Origin of the sequence: Klebsiella oxytoca, assembly GCF_009707385.1 — a bacterium.
GTDB lineage: Bacteria > Pseudomonadota > Gammaproteobacteria > Enterobacterales > Enterobacteriaceae > Klebsiella > Klebsiella oxytoca_C.
Genome location: NZ_CP046115.1, coordinates 3,216,368 through 3,236,763 on the forward strand (window position 1 = coordinate 3,216,368; position 20,396 = coordinate 3,236,763).

The 20,396-nt window shown below is 51.0% G+C and carries 22 protein-coding genes; 12 read left to right on the forward strand and 10 right to left on the reverse strand.

The features are described from left to right. Positions 1 to 32 precede the first annotated feature (32 nt). From kdsA to hemA, 6 genes are all read right to left on the reverse strand, one after another. Entirely contained in the window at positions 33 to 887 is an 855-nt protein-coding gene (kdsA, locus tag GJ746_RS15005) for a 3-deoxy-8-phosphooctulonate synthase (RefSeq protein ID WP_154680926.1), read from the reverse strand. A gap of 186 nt (positions 888 to 1,073) precedes the next feature. Then, a complete protein-coding gene (gene sirB1 / locus GJ746_RS15010) occupies positions 1,074 to 1,886 on the reverse strand; it encodes an invasion regulator SirB1 (RefSeq protein ID WP_154680927.1) in 813 nt (270 codons plus the stop codon). A gap of 3 nt (positions 1,887 to 1,889) precedes the next feature. Next, positions 1,890 to 2,282, reverse strand: coding sequence for an invasion regulator SirB2 (gene sirB2, locus GJ746_RS15015; RefSeq protein WP_154680928.1), 393 nt, complete (start codon positions 2,280 to 2,282; stop codon positions 1,890 to 1,892). Then, the gene (gene prmC, locus GJ746_RS15020; RefSeq protein WP_154682735.1) at positions 2,279 to 3,118 is read right to left on the reverse strand and encodes a peptide chain release factor N(5)-glutamine methyltransferase; all 840 of its coding nucleotides are present in this window, start codon (positions 3,116 to 3,118) and stop codon (positions 2,279 to 2,281) included. Before prmC ends, sirB2 begins: the two co-directional genes overlap by 4 nt. Next, positions 3,118 to 4,200, reverse strand: a complete 1,083-nt coding sequence (gene prfA, locus GJ746_RS15025) for a peptide chain release factor 1 (protein ID WP_154680929.1) — start codon at positions 4,198 to 4,200, stop codon at positions 3,118 to 3,120. Before prfA ends, prmC begins: the two co-directional genes overlap by 1 nt. Before the next feature lie 43 nt (positions 4,201 to 4,243). Next, entirely contained in the window at positions 4,244 to 5,500 is a 1,257-nt protein-coding gene (gene hemA, locus GJ746_RS15030) for a glutamyl-tRNA reductase (protein ID WP_154680930.1), read from the reverse strand. A 273-nt stretch (positions 5,501 to 5,773) separates the two neighbouring features. Here hemA and lolB point away from each other — a divergent pair, with 273 nt between their 5' ends. The 4 genes from lolB to dauA all read left to right on the forward strand — a co-directional run bounded on the left by lolB (position 5,774) and on the right by dauA (position 10,291). Continuing rightward, positions 5,774 to 6,385: a lipoprotein insertase outer membrane protein LolB gene (gene lolB / locus GJ746_RS15035; RefSeq protein ID WP_154680931.1), complete on the forward strand. Its 612-nt coding sequence runs from the start codon at positions 5,774 to 5,776 to the stop codon at positions 6,383 to 6,385. Continuing rightward, entirely contained in the window at positions 6,385 to 7,233 is an 849-nt protein-coding gene (gene ispE / locus GJ746_RS15040; RefSeq protein WP_195908866.1) for a 4-(cytidine 5'-diphospho)-2-C-methyl-D-erythritol kinase, read from the forward strand. Before lolB ends, ispE begins: the two co-directional genes overlap by 1 nt. 182 nt (positions 7,234 to 7,415) lie before the next feature. Further along, positions 7,416 to 8,363, forward strand: coding sequence for a ribose-phosphate diphosphokinase (prs, locus tag GJ746_RS15045; RefSeq protein WP_154680933.1), 948 nt, complete (start codon positions 7,416 to 7,418; stop codon positions 8,361 to 8,363). Positions 8,364 to 8,611: 248 nt separating this feature from the next. Beyond that, positions 8,612 to 10,291 (forward strand): C4-dicarboxylic acid transporter DauA, encoded by a 1,680-nt coding sequence (gene dauA, locus GJ746_RS15050; protein WP_154680934.1) that lies wholly within the window; start codon positions 8,612 to 8,614, stop codon positions 10,289 to 10,291. Positions 10,292 to 10,555: 264 nt separating this feature from the next. Here the strand turns inward: dauA and ychH are convergent, their stop codons facing one another. Beyond that, positions 10,556 to 10,831: a stress-induced protein YchH gene (gene ychH / locus GJ746_RS15055; RefSeq protein ID WP_004103160.1), complete on the reverse strand. Its 276-nt coding sequence runs from the start codon at positions 10,829 to 10,831 to the stop codon at positions 10,556 to 10,558. Between the two features lie 272 nt (positions 10,832 to 11,103). Between ychH and pth the strand changes: the two genes are divergently transcribed. The 7 genes from pth to hxsA all read left to right on the forward strand — a co-directional run bounded on the left by pth (position 11,104) and on the right by hxsA (position 18,077). Beyond that, on the forward strand, positions 11,104 to 11,688 hold the full coding sequence (gene pth / locus GJ746_RS15060) for an aminoacyl-tRNA hydrolase (RefSeq protein ID WP_154680935.1): 585 nt from the start codon (positions 11,104 to 11,106) through the stop codon (positions 11,686 to 11,688). 117 nt (positions 11,689 to 11,805) lie between these two features. Continuing rightward, a complete protein-coding gene (gene ychF, locus GJ746_RS15065; protein ID WP_154680936.1) occupies positions 11,806 to 12,900 on the forward strand; it encodes a redox-regulated ATPase YchF in 1,095 nt (364 codons plus the stop codon). A 215-nt stretch (positions 12,901 to 13,115) separates the two neighbouring features. Beyond that, positions 13,116 to 14,282, forward strand: a complete 1,167-nt coding sequence (locus GJ746_RS15070) for a tyrosine-type recombinase/integrase (RefSeq protein ID WP_154680937.1) — start codon at positions 13,116 to 13,118, stop codon at positions 14,280 to 14,282. A gap of 397 nt (positions 14,283 to 14,679) precedes the next feature. Next, on the forward strand, positions 14,680 to 14,952 hold the full coding sequence (hxsD, locus tag GJ746_RS15075; RefSeq protein WP_154680938.1) for a His-Xaa-Ser system protein HxsD: 273 nt from the start codon (positions 14,680 to 14,682) through the stop codon (positions 14,950 to 14,952). Next, positions 14,952 to 16,340, forward strand: coding sequence for a His-Xaa-Ser system radical SAM maturase HxsB (gene hxsB, locus GJ746_RS15080; protein WP_154680939.1), 1,389 nt, complete (start codon positions 14,952 to 14,954; stop codon positions 16,338 to 16,340). Before hxsD ends, hxsB begins: the two co-directional genes overlap by 1 nt. After that, a complete protein-coding gene (gene hxsC, locus GJ746_RS15085; RefSeq protein WP_154680940.1) occupies positions 16,333 to 17,445 on the forward strand; it encodes a His-Xaa-Ser system radical SAM maturase HxsC in 1,113 nt (370 codons plus the stop codon). Before hxsB ends, hxsC begins: the two co-directional genes overlap by 8 nt. After that, positions 17,442 to 18,077, forward strand: coding sequence for a His-Xaa-Ser repeat protein HxsA (gene hxsA / locus GJ746_RS15090; protein ID WP_154680941.1), 636 nt, complete (start codon positions 17,442 to 17,444; stop codon positions 18,075 to 18,077). Before hxsC ends, hxsA begins: the two co-directional genes overlap by 4 nt. A gap of 292 nt (positions 18,078 to 18,369) precedes the next feature. Here the strand turns inward: hxsA and lpxP are convergent, their stop codons facing one another. The 3 genes from lpxP to GJ746_RS25640 form a co-directional block, all read right to left on the reverse strand. Then, a complete protein-coding gene (gene lpxP / locus GJ746_RS15095; RefSeq protein ID WP_024360479.1) occupies positions 18,370 to 19,278 on the reverse strand; it encodes a kdo(2)-lipid IV(A) palmitoleoyltransferase in 909 nt (302 codons plus the stop codon). 202 nt (positions 19,279 to 19,480) lie between these two features. Further along, complete coding sequence (locus GJ746_RS25245) at positions 19,481 to 19,753, reverse strand: hypothetical protein (protein ID WP_181642280.1); 273 nt, start codon at positions 19,751 to 19,753, stop codon at positions 19,481 to 19,483. Between the two features lie 79 nt (positions 19,754 to 19,832). Further along, positions 19,833 to 20,069, reverse strand: coding sequence for a YnfU family zinc-binding protein (locus tag GJ746_RS25640; RefSeq protein WP_350360144.1), 237 nt, complete (start codon positions 20,067 to 20,069; stop codon positions 19,833 to 19,835). 93 nt (positions 20,070 to 20,162) lie between these two features. Here GJ746_RS25640 and GJ746_RS15110 point away from each other — a divergent pair, with 93 nt between their 5' ends. Beyond that, the gene (locus tag GJ746_RS15110) at positions 20,163 to 20,396 is read left to right on the forward strand and encodes a hypothetical protein (protein ID WP_001446196.1); all 234 of its coding nucleotides are present in this window, start codon (positions 20,163 to 20,165) and stop codon (positions 20,394 to 20,396) included.

A 20,396-nucleotide genomic window follows, 5' to 3' on the forward strand; every position in this document is an offset into this window, starting at 1 on the left:
GCAACGGGCAGGCTTTTTCATTTCAGAAGCGATTACTTGCTGGTATCCAGCTCATCAAAGCCTTTAACCAGATCGTCGATAGCTTTCATCTGCTTGAGGAACGGTTCCAGTTTATCCAGCGGCAGCGCGGAAGGACCGTCGCACTTCGCGTGATCCGGATCCGGATGCGCTTCAATAAACAGGCCTGCGATACCGACGGCCATACCGGCGCGCGCCAGTTCAGCAACCTGCGCGCGACGACCGCCGGAGGCGGCACCAAACGGGTCGCGGCACTGCAGGGCGTGGGTCACGTCGAAGATGACCGGCGAGTTGTTAGAAGCTTTCTTCATCACGCCAAAGCCAAGCATATCGACAACCAGGTTATCGTAGCCGAAGTTCGCGCCGCGATCGCAAAGAATCACTTTGTCGTTGCCGCCTTCAATAAACTTGTCGACGATATTGCCCATCTGGCCTGGGCTCACGAACTGTGGTTTTTTCACGTTGATAACCGCACCGGTTTTCGCCATTGCTTCAACCAGATCGGTCTGGCGAGCAAGGAACGCTGGCAGCTGAATAACGTCAACCACATCGGCAACCGGCTGAGCCTGGCTGGCTTCGTGAACGTCGGTGATGATTTTCACGCCGAAAGTCTGTTTCAGCTCCTGGAAAATCTTCATCCCTTCTTCCAGACCTGGCCCGCGATAGGAGTGGATGGAAGAACGGTTAGCTTTATCAAAAGAGGCTTTGAACACGTAAGGAATACCAAGCTTCTGCGTGACGGTCACGTAATGTTCGCAGATGCGCATCGCCAGATCGCGGGATTCCAGCACGTTCATGCCGCCAAACAGAACGAATGGCAGGTCGTTTGCTACGTTGATATCACCAATGCTAACCACTTTTTGTTTCATAAGTTCGCCTTATCAGGGAGTAACCGGAATGGTTTCAGACTAAAGCCTATCCAATCAGGACTATTTTACTTGCCATTTTGGACCCGGGCAGTGCTCGCAATCCTCACGTACTACGTGTACGCTCCGGTTTCTGCGCGCTGTCCGTATCCAAACTGGCTGCGCCAGGAACGCCTGCTGGGATTGGCTTTAATGCAATGTAATTTGTTTATGCGAAATAGTGTTGATCTGGGCGCGAATCATCTCGCTGATAGGATCTTCCGGGCACTGTTCAACAAAGTAGCTGAGATCCTGTAACGCCACGTGATCGCAATCCAGCTGGGCATAAATAAGCCCGCGATCGCGAATTTCATAGGGGTCTTCCGGGTTAAACTGCAGTAGCGCTTCGCTGGTCCGTAACGCCAGCTCCATCTGCCGCTCTTCCATCAGCGCCGATTTTAACGTGTCGAGCAGCTTGCGGATCACTTCCGCGTTATCCGCCTCATCAAGGTCTTCGTTAAACAGCTCGGCGACCGGGCTAATATTGCCCTTCAGCCACACTTCAAGCGTATGCTCGTTCAGCGTTTCACCGTTAAACGGATTAATGAGCCACATCTCTTCGCTCTCTTCAGGATCCGCGCGAAGCAGCATCTGCGTCGGGAAGATAACCGGAACCAACGGCAGCGACAAACGCTGGGCAATCCACAACAGAATCGCGCCTAACGACACCGCGCTTCCCTGACGGTTGTTCAGGACTTTATCAAGCCAGAGAACATCGGACAGACGGTAAACGCCGCGCGAATCGCTGAAGCCCCAGTCATTATAGAAAAGCTCCAGTAGACGCTCTATCTGGCGCTCCTGATCCCACGAAGAGGCGATCTCCTCCTGCGCCAGGCCCAGCAGCCGCTCCAGCTCATCCTGCACATAGTGCGTCGGAAAATCGTCGCGGATTAATTCAGAAATGAGGACCATGCCGTCACATAACGGCGCTTTATTAAATTCGAAATCAGCTAACGACCTCATGCCTTACCCCAGTAACGGTATTCTTGTGATGGCGAGTTGAATAATGATAAACAACACCACCAGGGCCAGCAGAAAGGCGACAAACCGGCTCTGCTGACTGCGCGAGCGACGACGGCCCAGCGCGATAAATCCCAATGCAATATAAATGATAACGCCAAACAGCTTTTCAGTCAGCCATGTACCTTCTTCGGTAAACGGCAGAGAGTGCGTTAATGCCATTAAACCCGCCCCGCTGAGAAACAGCAGCGTATCGCTGCAGTGCGGCACAATACGCACCCAGCGCTGGTGGAACAGGCGATGACCGCTCCAGCTCCACCAGTAGCGCAGCACGAACAGACTGACCGAAACCACTACGCAGGCAATATGCAGATACAGAACCGCGCTAAACAGATTCATGCGCCTCCCTGATATTGCCCGAGCGTCAGGCGCTCGTTGTCGCCATAGTCGCGGCAGGTGGCGATATTGCGATAGCCCGCCTCGCGAAAGATTTCACGCACGGCTTCCCCCTGAGTCCAACCGTGTTCCAGCAGCACAAAGCCGCCGGAAGTCAGAAAACGGCGACCTTCACGAATGATATGTGCCAGATCGGCCAGACCGCCGTCGGCGGCGACCAGCGCCGTTTTCGGCTCAAAGCGCACATCGCCCTGCGCAAGATGCGGGTCGGCGGCGTCGATATAGGGCGGGTTGCTGACGATAAAGTCGAACTGCTGGCCGGCAAGCGAGCTAAACCAGTGGCTTTGCTGCACGGTGACGTTCTCAATGGCGAGGTGCTCAACGTTTCGCGCCGCCAGCGCAACCGCGTCGGGCATAAAGTCAACGGCGGTGACATGACAATCCGGACGCTCGCTGGCCAGCGCCAGAGCGATAGCCCCGGTGCCGGTGCCGAGATCGAGAAGACGACACGGTTTATCAGGTAAACGCGCCAGAGTCTGCTCAACCAGGCACTCGGTATCCGGACGCGGGATCAGCGTCGCGGGCGAAACGAACAACGGCAACGACCAGAATTCACGCTGGCCCACCAGGTGAGCCACCGGCTCGCCCCGCGCACGACGGCTCAGCAGCGTTTCCAGCTCAGCGGCCTGCTCTGCCGTCAGCGTCGTTTCACCAAACGCGAAAATAAAAGTCCGCGCTTTGCCGGTCACGTGACCAAGCAAAATTTCGGCATCCCGGCGCGGGCTTTCACTTTGGCTCAGGCGGGCGATGGCCTGCGTCAGCCACTGCTGAAAAGTCATCATTCCTGCTCGGAAAGGGCTGCCAGCTGATCGGCCTGGTATTCCTGAACGATCGGCTCAATCAGCATATCCAGCTTGCCTTCCATCGCTTCATCCAGCCGGTAAAGCGTCAGGTTGATGCGATGATCGGTCACCCGGCCCTGCGGATAGTTATAGGTGCGGTTGCGGTCGCTGCGATCGCCGCTGCCCAGCAGGTTGCGCCGTTCGGAGGCTTCCGCCTGCTGCCGCCTGGACACTTCCGCGGCGCGGATACGCGCGCCCAGCACCGATAGCGCTTTGGCTTTGTTTTTGTGCTGAGAACGTTCGTCCTGACACTCGACGACAATGCCGGTCGGCAAGTGGGTAATACGAATCGCTGAATCGGTGGTGTTAACGTGCTGACCACCCGCGCCGGAGGAGCGGAAGGTATCAATACGCAGGTCCGCCGGATTGATATCCGGCATTTCGGCTTCCGGCAGCTCCGGCATCACCGCCACGGTACAAGCGGAAGTATGGATACGGCCCTGAGATTCGGTAGCCGGAACGCGCTGAACGCGATGGCCGCCGGATTCAAACTTCAGACGCCCATAGACGCCGTCACCGCTAATTTTCGCGATCACTTCTTTAAAGCCGCCGTGCTCGCCTTCGCTGGCGCTCATGATTTCCACACGCCAGCGGCGTGATTCCGCGTAACGGCTGTACATACGGAACAGATCGCCGGCGAACAGCGCCGCTTCGTCGCCGCCGGTACCGGCGCGAACTTCCACAAAAGCGTTGCGCTCATCGTCCGGATCTTTAGGCAGCAACAGAACCTGCAGCTGCTGCTCCATCTGTTCGCCCTTTTCTTTCGCTTCGAGCAGCTCTTCCTGCGCCATTTCACGCATTTCCGGATCGTCGAGCATCATTTGCGCGGCTTCGATATCATCCTGCAGCTGTCGCCAGTCGGTGTAACAGCGGGCAACATCGCTCAACTGCGCGTATTCGCGCGATAACGCGCGGAACTTATCCTGATCGGCGATAGTCGCGGCATCGCCGAGTAGCGCCTGAACTTCCTCATGGCGTTCGTAAAGGGCTTCCAGTTTGGCAACAATAGAAGGCTTCATAGGCGTGAATTCACCCTGTCCTGAAAATAGAGAGAAAGGTGCGCTATTCCAGCCCGAGGCTGTTGCGCAGAATATGCAGACGTTCATCATCCCCGTCACGGGCGGCCTGCTGAAGAGATTTGGTTGGCGAATGGATCAGGCGGTTAGTTAATTTGCGCGCCAGGTCCTGCATGATTTCCTGCGCATCGCCGCCCTGATTCAGCGCAGCCAGCGCTTTTGCCGTCAGCTCCTCACGGACCTGCTCGGCCTGGGAGCGATATTCGCGGATAGTCTCGCTGGCGCTCTGGGCGCGCAGCCAGGCCATAAACTCGCTGGTTTCCTGCTCAACAATGGTTTCCGCCTGTACCGCCGCGGCTTTACGCTGCGCCAGATTATGCTGAATGATGTTTTGCAGGTCGTCCACGCTGTAGAGATAGGCGTTCGCCAGTTTGCCAACTTCCGGCTCGACATCGCGCGGAACGGCGATATCGACCAGCAGCATCGGCTGATTGCGACGCGCTTTCAGCGCGCGCTCCACCATCCCTTTTCCAATAATCGGCAGCGGGCTGGCGGTGGAACTAATAATAATATCGGCCTCTTTCAGCCGCTCGTCGATATCGCTCAGCGCAATCACTTCTGCGCCGACTTCATCAGCCAGCGCCTGAGCGCGCTCGCGGGTGCGGTTGGCAATCACCATTTTGCGCACTTTATGCTCGCGCAAATGGCGAGCCACCAGCTCAATGGTCTCACCGGCGCCGACCAGCAGCACGGTAACGCTGGATAAAGATTCAAAGATTTGCCGGGCCAGCGTACAGGCGGCAAAAGCTACGGAGACCGCGCTGGCGCCGATATCGGTTTCGGTACGTACGCGTTTGGCCACCGAGAACGACTTCTGGAACATACGCTCCAGCTCGCTCACGTGCAGATGCCCGCGGCTGGAATCAGCAAACGCTTTTTTCACCTGCCCGAGGATCTGCGGCTCGCCAAGCACCAGCGAATCAAGGCCGCTGGCGACGCGCATTAAATGGCTGACTGCATCGTTGTCCTGATGCCAGTAAAGGCTGTTGCGCAGATCTTCTTCGTTTAAGCCGTGGTAGTCGCACAGCCAGCGGATGAGAACTTCCTGAAGGTTATCCTGCTCTTCGACGCTGAGATAGAGTTCCGTTCGGTTACAGGTCGACAGCACCACCCCGCCCTGCACCATTGGCTGGGCAAGTAAGCTCTCCAGCGCCTGATCGAGCGTATCCGGCGAAAACGTTACGCGTTCTCGCAGCGCTACAGGAGCTGTTTTATGGTTAATGCCAAGAGCTAATAGGGTCATTGTGAGGGAGTAGTACCAGCGTTGCTAAGGTTAGTCTGCAGGCATCATACAGGATGCGCGTAATCAATAAAAGAGAGGCTCCCCTTTTGGAGTAATAGCTAATCTGTAATAGCCATTAACGGTAATTTTTTGATTTCAGACAACTTGAACGTAGACGCTACCGCCCGGCAACGCTAGCATTAATGGTTATTATTGTAACCCGCTACACAAATCGGCCGCCTGTTTCTCTCATTCGCCGTATTTCACTGTAGACATCAAGGATTTGTCATCATTATGAATCGACTGTTCCGCCTGTTGCCGCTGGCAAGCCTCGTTCTGACCGCCTGTACAATTAATGCACCGAAAGGGCCTGGTAAAAGCCCGGATTCTCCGCAGTGGCGTCAGCACCAGCAAGATGTCCGCAATCTTAATCAGTTCCAGACGCGCGGCGCTTTTGCTTATCTCTCAGATGAACAAAAGGTGTATGCCCGCTTCTTCTGGCAGCAAACCGGCCAGGATCGCTATCGCCTGCTGCTGACGAACCCTCTCGGCAGCACCGAGCTATCGCTAACCGCCCAACCGGGCAGCGTACAGCTTATTGACAATAAAGGAAAAACCTACACGGCTACCGATGCGGAAGAGATGATTGGCCGCCTGACCGGCATGCCGATTCCGCTCAATAGCCTGCGTCAATGGATTATCGGCCTGCCGGGCGACGCCACCGACTACTCTCTTGACGACCAGTACCGCCTGCGCGAACTGAACTACGCCCAGAACGGCAAAACCTGGCACGTTACTTACGGCGGCTACACCTCCGACACCAAACCTTCGCTCCCGGCCAATATGGAACTTAACGACGGCAGTCAGCGCATCAAGCTGAAAATGGATAACTGGATTGTGAAATGATGACCCGCTGGCCTTCACCCGCAAAGCTGAACCTGTTTTTGTACATTACCGGGCAGCGCGCCGACGGCTATCACACGCTGCAGACGCTGTTTCAGTTTCTCGATTATGGCGACACGCTGACGATTGAACCGCGCGGCGATGGCCAACTGCGTCTTCTGACGCCGGTTGACGGCGTGCCGGATGAAGAGAACCTGATTATCCGCGCGGCCAGGCTACTAATGCAGGCGGCGGAAAAAGCCGGGACGCTGCCCGTCGGCAGCGGTGCCGATATCAGTATCGACAAGATTCTACCGATGGGCGGCGGCCTCGGCGGCGGCTCATCCAACGCCGCAACCGTACTGGTGGCGCTTAATCATATATGGGGCTGTCATCTTTCAGAAGATGAGCTGGCGGCGTTGGGTCTGCAGCTGGGCGCCGACGTGCCGGTTTTCGTCCGCGGACATGCGGCCTTTGCCGAAGGCGTAGGGGAAATTCTGACCCCGGCTGAACCCGAGGAAAAATGGTACCTGGTGGCGCATCCTGGAGTCAGCATTCCAACGCCGATCATTTTTCGCGATCCGGAGCTGCCGCGTAATACACCGTCCAGGTCAATTAATACGTTATTAAAATGTAAATTCGGCAATGATTGCGAGGTTATCGCAAGAAAACGTTTTCGTGAGGTTGATGCAGCGCTTTCCTGGCTGTTAGAATATGCGCCGTCGCGCCTGACTGGCACCGGTGCATGTGTTTTTGCTGAATTTGACACAGAATCCGCCGCTCGTCAGGTGCTTGAAAAAGCCCCGGCATGGCTGCATGGCTTCGTGGCGCGAGGTGTTAACATCTCTCCGCTCAAGCAGGCGCTGCGCTAATTTTTGCTGGTTTCAGCAAATTCGGTGAAAACGCCGGGGATACTGAGTTACGGTGACAACGTCACCCTGTTCCAGACGTTGCATCGGGCTCTTTAAATACACCGCCTGGATGAAATCGTGCCTGCCCGCACAGTTTTTGGCCCATTTCATCCACCACTGGACGCATGCCTGAGGTTCTTCTCGTGCCTGATATGAAGCTTTTTGCTGGTAACGCCACCCCGGAACTAGCACAACGTATTGCCAACCGCCTGTACACTTCTCTTGGCGACGCCGCTGTAGGTCGTTTTAGCGACGGCGAAGTCAGCGTACAAATCAATGAAAACGTACGCGGTGGTGATATTTTCATCATCCAGTCCACTTGTGCTCCCACCAATGACAACCTGATGGAACTGGTTGTTATGGTTGATGCTCTGCGTCGTGCTTCGGCAGGTCGTATCACCGCTGTAATCCCCTACTTCGGTTATGCTCGCCAGGACCGTCGTGTTCGTTCCGCTCGTGTTCCTATTACCGCGAAAGTGGTTGCTGATTTCCTGTCCAGCGTTGGCGTCGACCGCGTTTTGACCGTTGATCTGCACGCAGAACAAATTCAGGGCTTCTTTGACGTTCCGGTTGATAACGTATTCGGCAGCCCGATCCTGCTGGAAGATATGCTGCAGCTGAACCTGGATAACCCTATCGTCGTTTCTCCGGACATCGGCGGCGTTGTTCGCGCCCGCGCTATCGCCAAGCTGCTGAACGATACCGATATGGCTATCATCGACAAACGCCGCCCGCGCGCTAACGTTTCTCAGGTGATGCACATCATCGGTGACGTTGCTGGCCGCGACTGCGTGATGGTTGACGACATGATCGATACCGGCGGTACCCTGTGTAAAGCGGCTGAAGCGCTGAAAGAGCGCGGCGCGAAGCGCGTATTCGCTTACGCAACGCACCCGATCTTCTCCGGCAACGCCATCCAGAACATCAAAAACTCGGTGATTGATGAATTCGTCGTCTGCGATACCATTCCGCTGACGCCGGAAATCAGAGCGCTGGAAAAAGTCCGTACTCTGACGCTGTCTGGTATGCTGGCCGAAGCGATTCGTCGTATCAGCAACGAAGAATCTATCTCTGCTATGTTCGAGCATTAATCGGACCTGGCACAAAAACCCGCTGCGGCGGGTTTTTTTGTCTCTGAACCTTTTATTCTTCCACAAAATCATTCGGCATGCGTTGATGCGGCAAGTGAATGTATTCCCGGGAGCGTAGGTTAGTACGTGACCGGGTAAATGAACGCAGCCAACACAGAGGCATCCCGAAGGATGACGTGGAAATGACTAATGCCTCCTTCACCTGCCATTTAGTTGACAGATGATGCGCTCATGGATGAAACATTATTGTGAACAGATTATTTTCCTCACACGTGATGCCTTTCCGCGCCCTCATCGACGCTTGCTGGAAAGAGAAATATACCGCTTCGCGGTTTACCCGCGATGTAATTGCCGGGATTACCGTCGGAATTATCGCTATTCCGCTGGCGATGGCTCTGGCAATTGGTAGCGGCGTGGCGCCGCAGTACGGTCTCTATACCTCCGCAGTGGCGGGGATCGTCATTGCATTAACCGGCGGCTCGCGCTTCAGCGTTTCCGGGCCAACCGCCGCATTCGTGGTGATTCTGTACCCGGTCTCACAGCAGTTCGGCCTGGCAGGACTGCTGGTTGCGACGTTAATGTCGGGGATCTTCCTGATTCTGTTCGGCCTGGCACGCTTTGGCCGCCTGATCGAGTATATTCCACTATCGGTTACCCTTGGCTTCACCTCGGGGATCGGTATCACCATTGCTACCATGCAGATTAAAGATTTTCTCGGCCTGCAAATGGCGCACGTGCCGGAACATTATCTGCAGAAAGTCGGCGCGCTGTTTATGGCTCTACCCACCGTGAATCCCGGCGATGCCGCCATCGGCATTGTCACGTTGGGTACGCTGATCCTCTGGCCGCGCCTCGGTATTCGTCTGCCGGGCCATCTTCCGGCCCTGCTGGCAGGCTGCGCGGTGATGGGCGTGGTCAATCTGTTTGGGGGCAACGTCGCCACCATTGGCTCACAGTTCCACTATATTCTCGCCGACGGCAGCCAGGGCAACGGTATTCCACAGCTGCTGCCGCAGCTGGTGCTGCCGTGGGATATGCCGGGTTCAGACTTCACGCTCAGCTGGGCTTCACTGCAGGCGCTGCTGCCAGCGGCGTTTTCCATGGCGATGCTCGGCGCGATTGAATCCCTGCTCTGCGCCGTAGTGCTGGACGGCATGACCGGCACCAAACACAAGGCCAACAGCGAGCTCGTAGGCCAGGGTCTTGGCAATATCGTCGCTCCGTTCTTCGGCGGCATTACCGCCACCGCCGCCATCGCCCGCTCGGCGGCCAACGTCCGCGCCGGGGCAACTTCGCCGGTTTCCGCCGTGATCCACGCGGTGCTGGTCATCATGGCGCTGCTGATCCTCGCCCCCCTGCTCTCCTGGCTGCCGCTTTCCGCTATGGCCGCGCTACTGCTGATGGTGGCATGGAATATGAGCGACGCGCATAAAGTCGTTAACCTGCTGCGCTATGCGCCTAAGGACGACATCATCGTTATGTTGATGTGCATGTCGCTGACCGTACTGTTTGATATGGTCATTGCGATTAGCGTCGGTATTGTGCTCGCCTCCCTGCTATTTATGCGCAGGATCGCGCGTATGACCCGCCTCGCGCCGGTCAAGGTTGAGGTTCCGGATGACGTTCTGGTACTGCGGGTAATTGGCCCGCTGTTTTTCGCTGCCGCGGAAGGATTGTTTACCGATCTGGAAACCAGAGTGGCAGGCAAGCGTATCGTCGTGCTGAAGTGGGACGCGGTACCGGTGCTGGATGCTGGCGGACTGGACGCCTTCCAGCGTTTCGTGAAGAAACTGCCGGAAGGCTGTGAACTGCGCGTTTCCAACCTGGAGTTTCAGCCGCTGCGCACCCTGGCGCGAGCGGGCGTCAAACCGATCGCGGGTCGTCTGAGCTTCTACCCGGACCGTAACGCCGCGCTGGCGGATATTTAATTACCCGGCGGCAGGCCTCGATGCCTGCCGCATCATCACGCCAATGGCCTGCTTAAATCCATTCACGCTTCCTGCGTTAAATGAGACTCCCACTCCACGACAATAACACCTGTCATTTACGTCAGGGACATCAACTGTACAAATGAGTTTTTGGCGGGATATCTGGCAGACGAGACGAAATTTAGACAATACTTCAAGAACAACCTGAACAGGCAGCTTTAAACCCCACCAGCCGTTCACAACGGCCGGTGGTCTGGAATTCACTTAGCTGTGGCGATGCTGATCGCGGCGGCAGCGTTTGTCATAGTGGCGAACCCACCAGTATCTGTCGCTCACCTGTTCATGACCGCCGATACGGGCGCCAGCCAGCCACAGTACCGCGCCGACAAAGATACTCAAGATCGCGCCGTGTGCGAAAAACTGCGGCAGGTCAAGCTGCGGAAGCTGGTTTAAAATAGAATAACCAACGCCGACAACCATGACGACCAACCCCAACCCCATCAGCACATTACCGAGTAACGAAGCGTTTCTGCGTTTCATATGTCACCTCCGGAACCTTGGGTTGCATGGGAATATCCCCAAATCTTATAGGTGTAGTATAGACAATGGCCAATATAGCGATTGCGTGGACGATCACATAAGCGAACATCTTGCCAACAAAAGTTTACAAATAACCCACTGAACAACATCAAATTCTAATTATTCAAACCCGTTATTATCTTCGCCAGCCGCGCTTCGCTGGCAGAATTTTGTCAACCGCGCGCGCAGACAGTACACTACGCGCCAGAGAAAGACCCAAGCAGGATAAAAAAGTGACCATAAAATTGATTGTCGGCCTGGCGAATCCCGGGGCTGAATACGCAGCGACCCGACATAACGCCGGCGCCTGGTACGTAGATTTACTGGCAGAGCACCACCGCGCGCCGCTGCGCGAAGAGAGCAAATTCTTCGGCTACACCTCGCGGATTAACCTTGCAGGCGAAGATGTTCGGCTGCTGGTGCCGACGACCTTTATGAATCTCAGCGGTAAAGCCGTCGGCGCGATGGCCACCTTCTTTCGCATCAACCCGGATGAAATCCTTGTCGCCCACGACGAGCTTGATTTACCGCCGGGGGTGGCGAAATTCAAACTTGGCGGCGGCCACGGCGGTCATAACGGCCTGAAAGACATTATCAGCAAGCTGGGCAATAACCCGAACTTTCATCGCTTACGCGTGGGAATTGGCCATCCGGGCGATAAAAATAAAGTTGTCGGTTTTGTACTGGGCAAACCACCCGCCAGTGAACAGAAGCTGATTGATGAAGCCATTGACGAAGCGGCACGCTGTACCGAAGTGTGGCTGAAGGATGGCCTGACCAAAGCGACCAACCGTCTACACGCTTTTAAAGCGCAATAACCGGTCGGCGTGCGGAATTTTTGTCACGCACCGTGTATAATAGGCGAAGCTATTTACTTTTCTGCAATCTGTTCGCTGTAACAGGTTGATTATCCAAAGATTAAGGTGATTTAAATCATGGGATTCAAATGCGGTATCGTCGGTTTGCCCAACGTCGGCAAATCCACCCTGTTCAATGCGCTCACCAAAGCGGGTATTGAAGCGGCCAACTTCCCCTTCTGTACCATTGAGCCGAACACCGGTGTCGTGCCGATGCCCGATCCGCGTCTGGACAAACTGGCTGAAATCGTCAAACCGCAGCGTATTCTGCCAACCACGATGGAATTCGTCGATATCGCCGGTCTGGTAAAAGGCGCGTCCAAAGGTGAAGGCCTGGGCAACCAGTTTCTGACCAACATCCGCGAAACCGAAGCTATCGGTCACGTGGTGCGCTGTTTCGAAAACGACAACATTATCCACGTTAACAATAAAGTGGATCCGGCTGACGATATCGAGGTTATTAACACCGAGCTGGCGCTGTCCGATCTGGACACCTGCGAGCGCGCAATCCATCGCGTGCAGAAGAAAGCTAAAGGCGGCGATAAAGACGCTAAAGCCGAGCTGGCGGCGCTGGAAAAATGCCTGCCGCAGCTGGAAAATGCCGGCATGCTGCGTGCGCTGAAAAACCTGACCGACGAAGATAAAGCAGCAATTAAATACCTGAGCTTCCTGACGCTGAAGCCGACCATGTACATCGCCAACGTTAACGAAGACGGCTTTGAGAACAACCCGTATCTTGATAAAGTCCGCGAAATCGCCGCAGCCGAAGGTTCGGTCGTGGTCGCCGTTTGCGCCGCCGTTGAGTCCGATATCGCCGAGCTGGACGATGCTGACCGCGACGAGTTTATGGCCGAGCTGGGTCTCGAAGAGCCGGGCCTGAACCGCGTTATCCGCGCCGGCTACGAACTGCTGAACCTGCAGACCTATTTCACCGCCGGGGTGAAAGAAGTTCGCGCATGGACGATCCCCGTTGGCGCCACTGCCCCGCAGGCCGCAGGTAAAATCCACACCGACTTTGAAAAAGGCTTCATCCGCGCACAGACTATCTCCTACGAAGACTTTATTACCTATAAAGGCGAACAGGGTGCCAAAGAAGCCGGGAAAATGCGTGCGGAAGGAAAAGATTACATCGTGAAAGATGGCGATGTGATGAACTTCCTGTTCAACGTCTAAATAATATCTGTTGCCTCATGAGGTTTCATTAGATCTCACGATAATCAAAAAACTCCATAAAATCCATGCAATTGCATGGATTTTTATTTTCACAAGACCTCAACTAATCTCAATACAGCTCAGTCAAAAATGAGTACAGGAGTGAGTATAAAATACTTTTATCTTCTCTCAGGGTGAGTACAATAACGGTATAATAATTATACAGGGACAACGTTATGCTCACAGACACCCAGTGCCGTACTGCAAAGCCCAAAGAAAAGCTTTATCGCCTCAATGACACTAACGGCCTCTATCTGGAAGTTAAGCCCAACGGCAAGAAAGCCTGGCGTTATCGTTTCAAAATCAATGGAAAATCCAGCATGTTTGCTCTGGGTGAGTATCCGCTCGTTAAACTGGTTGAAGCGCGTGAGAAATGTAAGCAGGCTCGCAAACTCGTCAGTGAAGGCATCAATCCCGCTCAGGCACGCCAGCTCGATAAGATCCGTAAAACCAATGAAGCCGCCAATACTTTTGAGGTCATCGCAAGAGAGTGGTTACAGATGAAGGATTGGGCTGAAATTACTAAAACACGCCGCCTTGATATGCTGGAGCGCGTTGTCTTCCCCGCTATCGGAAAGCTTCCTGTCAAAGAAATAACGCCACACCACATTTTGAGTATTCTGCAAAACACAGCTAAGCGTGGAGCACCTACCGTTGCTGCTGAAGCCAGACGCACCATTTCTGCCATCTTTGAGCTTGCCGTAGCTACACTACGCGCAGATAGCGATCCCGTTTGGCCTGTACGTAAGGCGTTACCCGCTAATAAAACTCAGCACAAGCCAGCCCTGACACCAAAGCAAATCGGTAAGTTATTAAGCAGCTTTGACAACACTCGATGCACTTATCAGGTAAATTATTGCATGTGGCTAATGTGGTGGACGCTGGCTCGCCCTGCAGAAGTTGCGGAAGCCGAGTGGGTTGAATTTGATCTAGAAAAAGCGCTATGGATTATTCCAGCAGAAAGAATGAAAGCTCGCCGCGACCACACCATTCCCCTACCCCGTCAGGCCGTAGAAATGCTCACCGCGCTCAAAGGAATAACGGGAAATCGTAAACACTTGTTCCCCGGTCGCGATAATCGTCATGGCCCGATGACAACACATTCATTAAGGCAGGCACTTAAAACTCTGGGCTGGAGTGGCACCTATAGCCCTCATGCCACCAGAACCACCGGAAGCACGCGTTTAAATGAGATGGGTTACCGTGCTGACGCTATCGAAGCACAACTGGCACATGCGGATAAAAATAATGTTCGCAGGACATACAACCACGCTACCTATCTTGATGAACGACAAGTAATGATGCAGGATTGGGCGGATAAGTTGGATGGTTGGGTGCGTTAATCAACAATAAATTATGCGGTTGAGCACTTACTCCTGCTTGTCGGTAATGCTCTGACTATGAATAATTGTACACTGTATTACAACATCATTTATGGGTAGTGAAGCCGATTTTGAATTATTCTTTCTTAATCTGTCGCTGAACAATTGCAGCCGCATGGTAGCTTCCAAAATTTTAGCGACTGACCAACCAGACACAGATAAATATGACCGGCAGCTATGAGCGAGGAGCGGAAGTTCACAATTGATGGTGGCATTACTAACGTTACTATGTATTAATCAACGGGAATAAGTCACCTGTAACATATCAATGGATATATTGTATTATTGTTGCCATAGGAAAAATTTGTGCTTTAAACCGATTGCTGAGCGTGATTATTTGTATTGGAAGGTAATAGCAATGTGCGAAAGGATGTTTGAAAAAAAACTTTATTCTGAATGGGTTATACGCAATAGTCTCTACTGGATCACTCCACTGACTCAATGGAAACTTCGTGAGGATCTATCCTACTGGGCAATCTTTTTTGAAAGCGGTAGCCCCGAATGCCTGTATGAATTCGAGAGGCTGCTGAATGATTACACGTTGCGAGAAAAACTACAGCATAAAACAGGGATGTTGAGAGATTCTATTGTCCATAAGGTGCTTCGCAGTGTCGATGAAAGGCTTTCTTAATGGAATTGATGCCTTTCAATTTTGACAGATTGCCTAATGGGCAGGTGTTTATAAGCAATCTCGCAGGTTTTCATCACTTCATTGATGGGCAAGACCTACTTGATCTGACTGATGAGCAAATAAGTGCGGAACAATCAAAAGCCTTAGAAAGTAAGCTTTTCATAACCAACGAAAGCTCATCTGCCACAATCCCTTATGCTTTAAGTGCTGCTTTTGCAAAACGATTGATGAATGAACTGGCAGTCAGGCCAATTTTCATGATTGTGCCCACATTACGTTGCGACCATACTTGCAAGTATTGTCAGGTCAGTAGAGCTTCCGTTAACGCCTCTGGTTATGATCTAAATCCCAATCTCATCCCTGACATCATTTCTACTATCAAAAAACTTTCGGCACCACCTTACAAGATAGAGATACAGGGTGGAGAGCCACTTTTGCGGTTCGATTTAATTCAGTCCATCTATGAGCAATGCGCCGAAACTCTGGGAAGCAACGATTTTGAGATGGTGATAGCATCAAGCCTGTCTGTTTTGAATGAGGAAATGCTTGTATGGTCGAGAGACAGGAACATAACGTTCTCTGTTTCGCTTGATGGTGAAGAATTTATTCACAACACTAATCGAATTCTTGGTCATGGGCTTTCGTACAGTAGAACAGTGTCAGGGGTAGAGGCTATAAAACGGTCTTTAGGCGCTGGTCGCGTTGCAACGGTTACTACAGTTACTAAAGCTCTAATCAGACACCCTGAATCGATTGTCCAGGCTCACTTGTCTCTTGGCCTCAAGGACATGTTTATCCGGCCTGTTAGTCCCTATGGGTTTGCACAAAAAGCATCGTTTACCTTCTCTATGGCCGAATACTTCAGTTTCTATGCCTCGTTGATAGATGAAATTCTTAGGATCAACAATAAAGGGATAAGGGTTGTGGAACATTCGGCCTCCATTCATCTGAAAAGAATCTTCAATCCCGGCTTTAGTGGTTATGCGGATTTAAAGTCGCCAAGTGGGGTCGTGCTTAACAGTATTCTTTTCAATTATGACGGTCGAGTATATGGTAGCGATGAGAGCCGTATGTTGCAGAAGGTGAACCCTGAAACGGAGTTCAGCGCGGGGGAGGTAAGGACGCTATCATTTTCCACCAGTCCTTACTATAACGCAGTATTGAGTTCATCGTTCAATTTTGCTCTGCCAGGTTGTGATACATGCGCGTATCAACCATTTTGCGGTGCAGACCCATGCCAGAACATAAGTGTACAGGGTGAGCCTGTCGGTGATAGGAGTCGTTCAACGTTTTGTCAGTATCACAAAGGGATGTTCAGGTATCTGATGAACTGCATCTCAGAAGGTGGTCCGAAGGCTGAGATGCTAAAAGGATGGGCATATGTCTGAGGTTATCAGGAACGATATCTTTCATTTTGCTTCAAAAAAGAATGTGCCCACGGGCTTCTATCGATTATGCAAACAAAAACCAGTGAACCCTTTATTCTTTTTACCCAATTTGCTTGTAGTTGCTGAAGGCAATAATGGAACCATTCTGCCTTGCTTTGGGTACTCAATAATTAGCACTGAATTATTTGAGTCAATTGAAGATGGAGATATTGGGATAATCAATAATGGCAATATGATACGCGTTATTCTGTCCCGCAGAGCCAATCATAATACTGTCTTAGTTACGGAACGCTGCAATAACCTGTGCCTGTTTTGTTCCCAGCCACCAAAGAAAGTAAATGATGACTGGCTGCTTACCCAATCAGCTCTTGCTATAGCTTCATTTGGGTTGAATGGAGTTGTTGGGGTCAGCGGTGGTGAGCCTCTGATGTATGGGGATGATTTCCTACACTTCATTGATTTTATCATCGAGAACTCACCAGATACCGCTTTGCATGTTTTAACAAACGGACGCAAATTTGCTGATATGAACTTTACTCAGGAAATGGCAAAGCGAAGCAAAAACATCAAAATTACCTTTGGTATCCCACTCTACTCATCAAGACAGCTTGTGCATGATCATCTGGTAGGGAGCGATGGCGCATTTAATGAAACGGTTAAGGGGTTGATCAATGCAGGAAACTCAGGGATTAATATCGAACTTAGAGTTATTCCGACACTGGCTAACTATACAGAATTGGATGATATCGTAGAGTTCGTTGGCCGTGTGTTCTCCAACATCAATCAGATTTCCCTTATGGGGTTGGAATCTATCGGTTGGGCACGAAAAAACTGGTCAACAATCTTCATTGAGCACAGCAGCTTTAGTGAGAAAATAACCTCCGCTATAGAGGCTGCACACAGGTCAGGCATACCTCTAACAATTTTTAATTATCCTTTATGTCATCTTCCTGAAAGAGCCTGGGAGCTTGCTGCTCAGTCGATATCTGATTGGAAAAATTACTATCCTAAAGAATGTGATGAATGCACTCAGAAGTCTTCCTGTGCTGGTTATTTCAGTTCCTCAACAGGCCGTTTTCATCAACCACCGAGACCAATTTTATGAAAAAATTTAATTTTGCAGCTCTACTTCCAGGATTTTTGGCACTCAATAATTCTGTATGGGCGAGTGATTCATCTACCGGAGCGAGTGATTTGCCTGGTATGACTCTTAATGAACATGATTTAGTGATAGCCCCACTTAACACCGAAGTTCCATTCTACATTGCAGGGCATCGGAGTCATAGTTCCCATCGGAGCCATAGTTCTCATCGATCATCATCAGGTGGCGGGTACTATGGTGGCAGTACTCCTTATTATCCAAAAACATACAGCTCACCAAACTCATCTGGATCTTCAGGTTCGAGAACAAGTTCCTCATCGTCCTCTTCCTCTGTGCGTTCGCTTCGTTCTAACGACAATAACATCTCTACTACTACGAATTCTGTTGGAACTACCGAAGCTAACCGTGCAAGTAATGAGCTGACTTCTGGTGCAGAGAAACGTAAGCGCTTGATCATGCGTGTTCAATTCGCATTGCTAGACAAGGGATTTTACAACGAGAATATTGACGGCATAATGGGACCATCGACAAGGAAGTCTGTGAAAAATTACCGCATTGCGAATGGATTACCAATTCCTGCAACTGAAACACTCGACACTCAATTATTGAATTCTTTAAATATTTTGGCTCGTTAAATCTCAGTGGGGCATAAAATGAAAAGTAATAAATTGTAATTGCCGCGTGTCAACTATTGGTGAGTAAGATCAAGCAACGTCCGCTTCTGGTACAGAGCGGACAATCTGAATGGGGTGAAGGTCTGCTTCGAGCGAAAAACGGACCTTCAAATCCGAACCGGTTTAATTGATTAACCTTGGCTGTCAGTCAACCCATCGTTAGCATGAATCCGATCGAAAATTCCTTATCGCATTTTTTACAAATACGCAGTGGCAAGAAAGATAGACTCTGGCTCGTGACAAGTAGAGTTGTTCATTTGTATAAAGAGACTTCGCCTTCAGGACGCGTTTTGAACCTGCGATGCATCCACAGGTATTGCTCAGGAGCACGGAGAATTTCACGCTCGATGATCTTGTTCATATAAGCCGCTGCGGCGACCTTGTCTTCCCCTAGATAGCCTGACAACGGCTTGCTGATATACATGTGATAACCTTTTTTATCGCTACGTCGAATCATGCTAAGTGTGATCAAGGGCGCACCAGCGAGTTTTGAAAGAACATACGTTCCGTTCGTCGTTGCTGCTTTTTTTACCGAGAAAAAAGGTGCAAAAACGCTTCCTTTAGACCCATAATCCTGGTCTGGTGCAAACCAAACGGCTTCACCTGCTTTTAGCGCATGAACAAAACCTGATAAATTACGTCGATTAATCATAGCCTTATTTGAACGCATACGCCCTTTTGTCTGTACCCATTCCATTAATGGATCATTGTGTGGGCGATACGTTGCCATCATAGGATGGCATAACCCCATTACTCTTCCACACAACTCAAGGGACATAAAATGAATCCCGACAACCATTACTCCTCTTGTCGCACCGGTCAGGTTTTCAAGCCCTTCGACATCAAACCATTTTTTGACTCTCGCATCGCTCCAGAACCAGGCCATTCCTGTTTCCATCAGTCCCAGCCCGAGAGAAACAAAGTTTTTATTGACCATCTGGCTCCGGGCAAACGGTGTCATCTCGGGAAAGCACAGTTCGATATTTCTAATCGCAATCCGTTCCCGGCGTTTCAGAAAGGGTCTTGATATTTTTCCAAGGCCAGAGCCCAGAATATGTAAAACCGGGTAAGGAAGTTGAACGAGAAGCCACAGCAGACCCAAACCAGACCAGGTAAGCCAGTGACGAGGATGAAGTAAATTATGAGTAAAAGTCTGTGCCATAAATTTCCTTAATGCTAATGAAGGTTATAACGCAAAAGGAAAACAATGAGGCAATTCGTCTTTAGCGATACATTTTGTTTTAGATGATTTAAATTCATCTAAATTCAGGAAAAAATATTTTCCAGTGGCTGGTGAATAATTTAAAGAACTAGGAGTGAATTGTAAGCCAGTAAATTTATCCTGTTATAAATCCATGGTTTTATCATTGATACTCAAGGAATTGTCTTCTTGATTCATCATCATCAAGGTACTCAAAAGAAAGAAGCCGAATTTTGGTAAGTTTACAAAACCACTCACAATCGTTTCGTTGAATAATTTCGTCTGGTTTGAAACATATCCCGGATGCCACCCGAATAATCGCATATTTACCATTACTAAACCTGACCCTGTGAATACAGAAAGGTTGGCCAGCCTGTCCGTGACAGCTGTTCGACATAATATGCCCTTCAATAAAAACAGATTTTTTAGATTTCATTATCATACCCTCGACAACAGCAGTACAGGAGGAATGTTGTCATTTTCCGACATCACTGACGTTAAGTGGCAGAAGCTGATCAGCCGCCGATACACCAGCATTCTGAAGGTCTGAACAACAGTCCGCAGGCAGGGCACTCAAGAACCGCATCTTTTCTTAGTTTACCTGCTTTCTGATCGGCTCTGTGTGCACATACCGGACAGGCAACATGAACCGGTCTTTCTTTAAAATACCTGAGCCCATTTGTATAAGACATAAATAATTCTCTGAGGAATAGAGTAATTATTATACGCTTTAATAAAAAAATAACTGGCATAAGTTATGTTAAGTTGTGTCTGAATCAGGATATCAGATATTGAAAATTGAACGTCTTATTTATGATACACTACCCTTCCGTGAGAAATTTAAGATGAAATCAGAAGACACCCTTGACTGGTATCCGGCACAATTACCGCCTGTGAAAATTATTCTTGGAGAAGCCGTGCTGGCTGTGGGTAAACAGGGCCGACCGATTAATACCCGCACCTTGCTGGAATACCTTCAGGTCATACAGGACAAACAAAAAAGGCGGGATGACAAAATCGCCATGCAGACTGCGATTGATGTTCTCAGGGATAATCAGCGCATTAACGGCAGACGTTAA

Excerpts from the sequence above, each read along its gene's own strand:
- kdsA (WP_154680926.1), bottom strand. The coding sequence starts at position 887 with ATGAAACAAAAAGTGGTTAGCATTGGTGATATCAACGTAGCAAACGAC.
- sirB1 (WP_154680927.1), bottom strand. The coding sequence starts at position 1,886 with ATGAGGTCGTTAGCTGATTTCGAATTTAATAAAGCGCCGTTATGTGAC.
- sirB2 (WP_154680928.1), bottom strand. The coding sequence starts at position 2,282 with ATGAATCTGTTTAGCGCGGTTCTGTATCTGCATATTGCCTGCGTAGTG.
- prmC (WP_154682735.1), bottom strand. The coding sequence starts at position 3,118 with ATGACTTTTCAGCAGTGGCTGACGCAGGCCATCGCCCGCCTGAGCCAA.
- prfA (WP_154680929.1), bottom strand. The coding sequence starts at position 4,200 with ATGAAGCCTTCTATTGTTGCCAAACTGGAAGCCCTTTACGAACGCCAT.
- hemA (WP_154680930.1), bottom strand. The coding sequence starts at position 5,500 with ATGACCCTATTAGCTCTTGGCATTAACCATAAAACAGCTCCTGTAGCG.
- lolB (WP_154680931.1), top strand. The coding sequence starts at position 5,774 with ATGAATCGACTGTTCCGCCTGTTGCCGCTGGCAAGCCTCGTTCTGACC.
- ispE (WP_195908866.1), top strand. The coding sequence starts at position 6,385 with ATGACCCGCTGGCCTTCACCCGCAAAGCTGAACCTGTTTTTGTACATT.
- ychH (WP_004103160.1), bottom strand. The coding sequence starts at position 10,831 with ATGAAACGCAGAAACGCTTCGTTACTCGGTAATGTGCTGATGGGGTTG.
- ychF (WP_154680936.1), top strand. The coding sequence starts at position 11,806 with ATGGGATTCAAATGCGGTATCGTCGGTTTGCCCAACGTCGGCAAATCC.
- GJ746_RS15070 (WP_154680937.1), top strand. The coding sequence starts at position 13,116 with ATGCTCACAGACACCCAGTGCCGTACTGCAAAGCCCAAAGAAAAGCTT.
- hxsD (WP_154680938.1), top strand. The coding sequence starts at position 14,680 with ATGTGCGAAAGGATGTTTGAAAAAAAACTTTATTCTGAATGGGTTATA.
- hxsB (WP_154680939.1), top strand. The coding sequence starts at position 14,952 with ATGGAATTGATGCCTTTCAATTTTGACAGATTGCCTAATGGGCAGGTG.
- hxsC (WP_154680940.1), top strand. The coding sequence starts at position 16,333 with ATGTCTGAGGTTATCAGGAACGATATCTTTCATTTTGCTTCAAAAAAG.
- hxsA (WP_154680941.1), top strand. The coding sequence starts at position 17,442 with ATGAAAAAATTTAATTTTGCAGCTCTACTTCCAGGATTTTTGGCACTC.
- lpxP (WP_024360479.1), bottom strand. The coding sequence starts at position 19,278 with ATGGCACAGACTTTTACTCATAATTTACTTCATCCTCGTCACTGGCTT.
- GJ746_RS25245 (WP_181642280.1), bottom strand. The coding sequence starts at position 19,753 with ATGAAATCTAAAAAATCTGTTTTTATTGAAGGGCATATTATGTCGAAC.
- GJ746_RS25640 (WP_350360144.1), bottom strand. The coding sequence starts at position 20,069 with ATGCCAGTTATTTTTTTATTAAAGCGTATAATAATTACTCTATTCCTC.
- GJ746_RS15110 (WP_001446196.1), top strand. The coding sequence starts at position 20,163 with ATGAAATCAGAAGACACCCTTGACTGGTATCCGGCACAATTACCGCCT.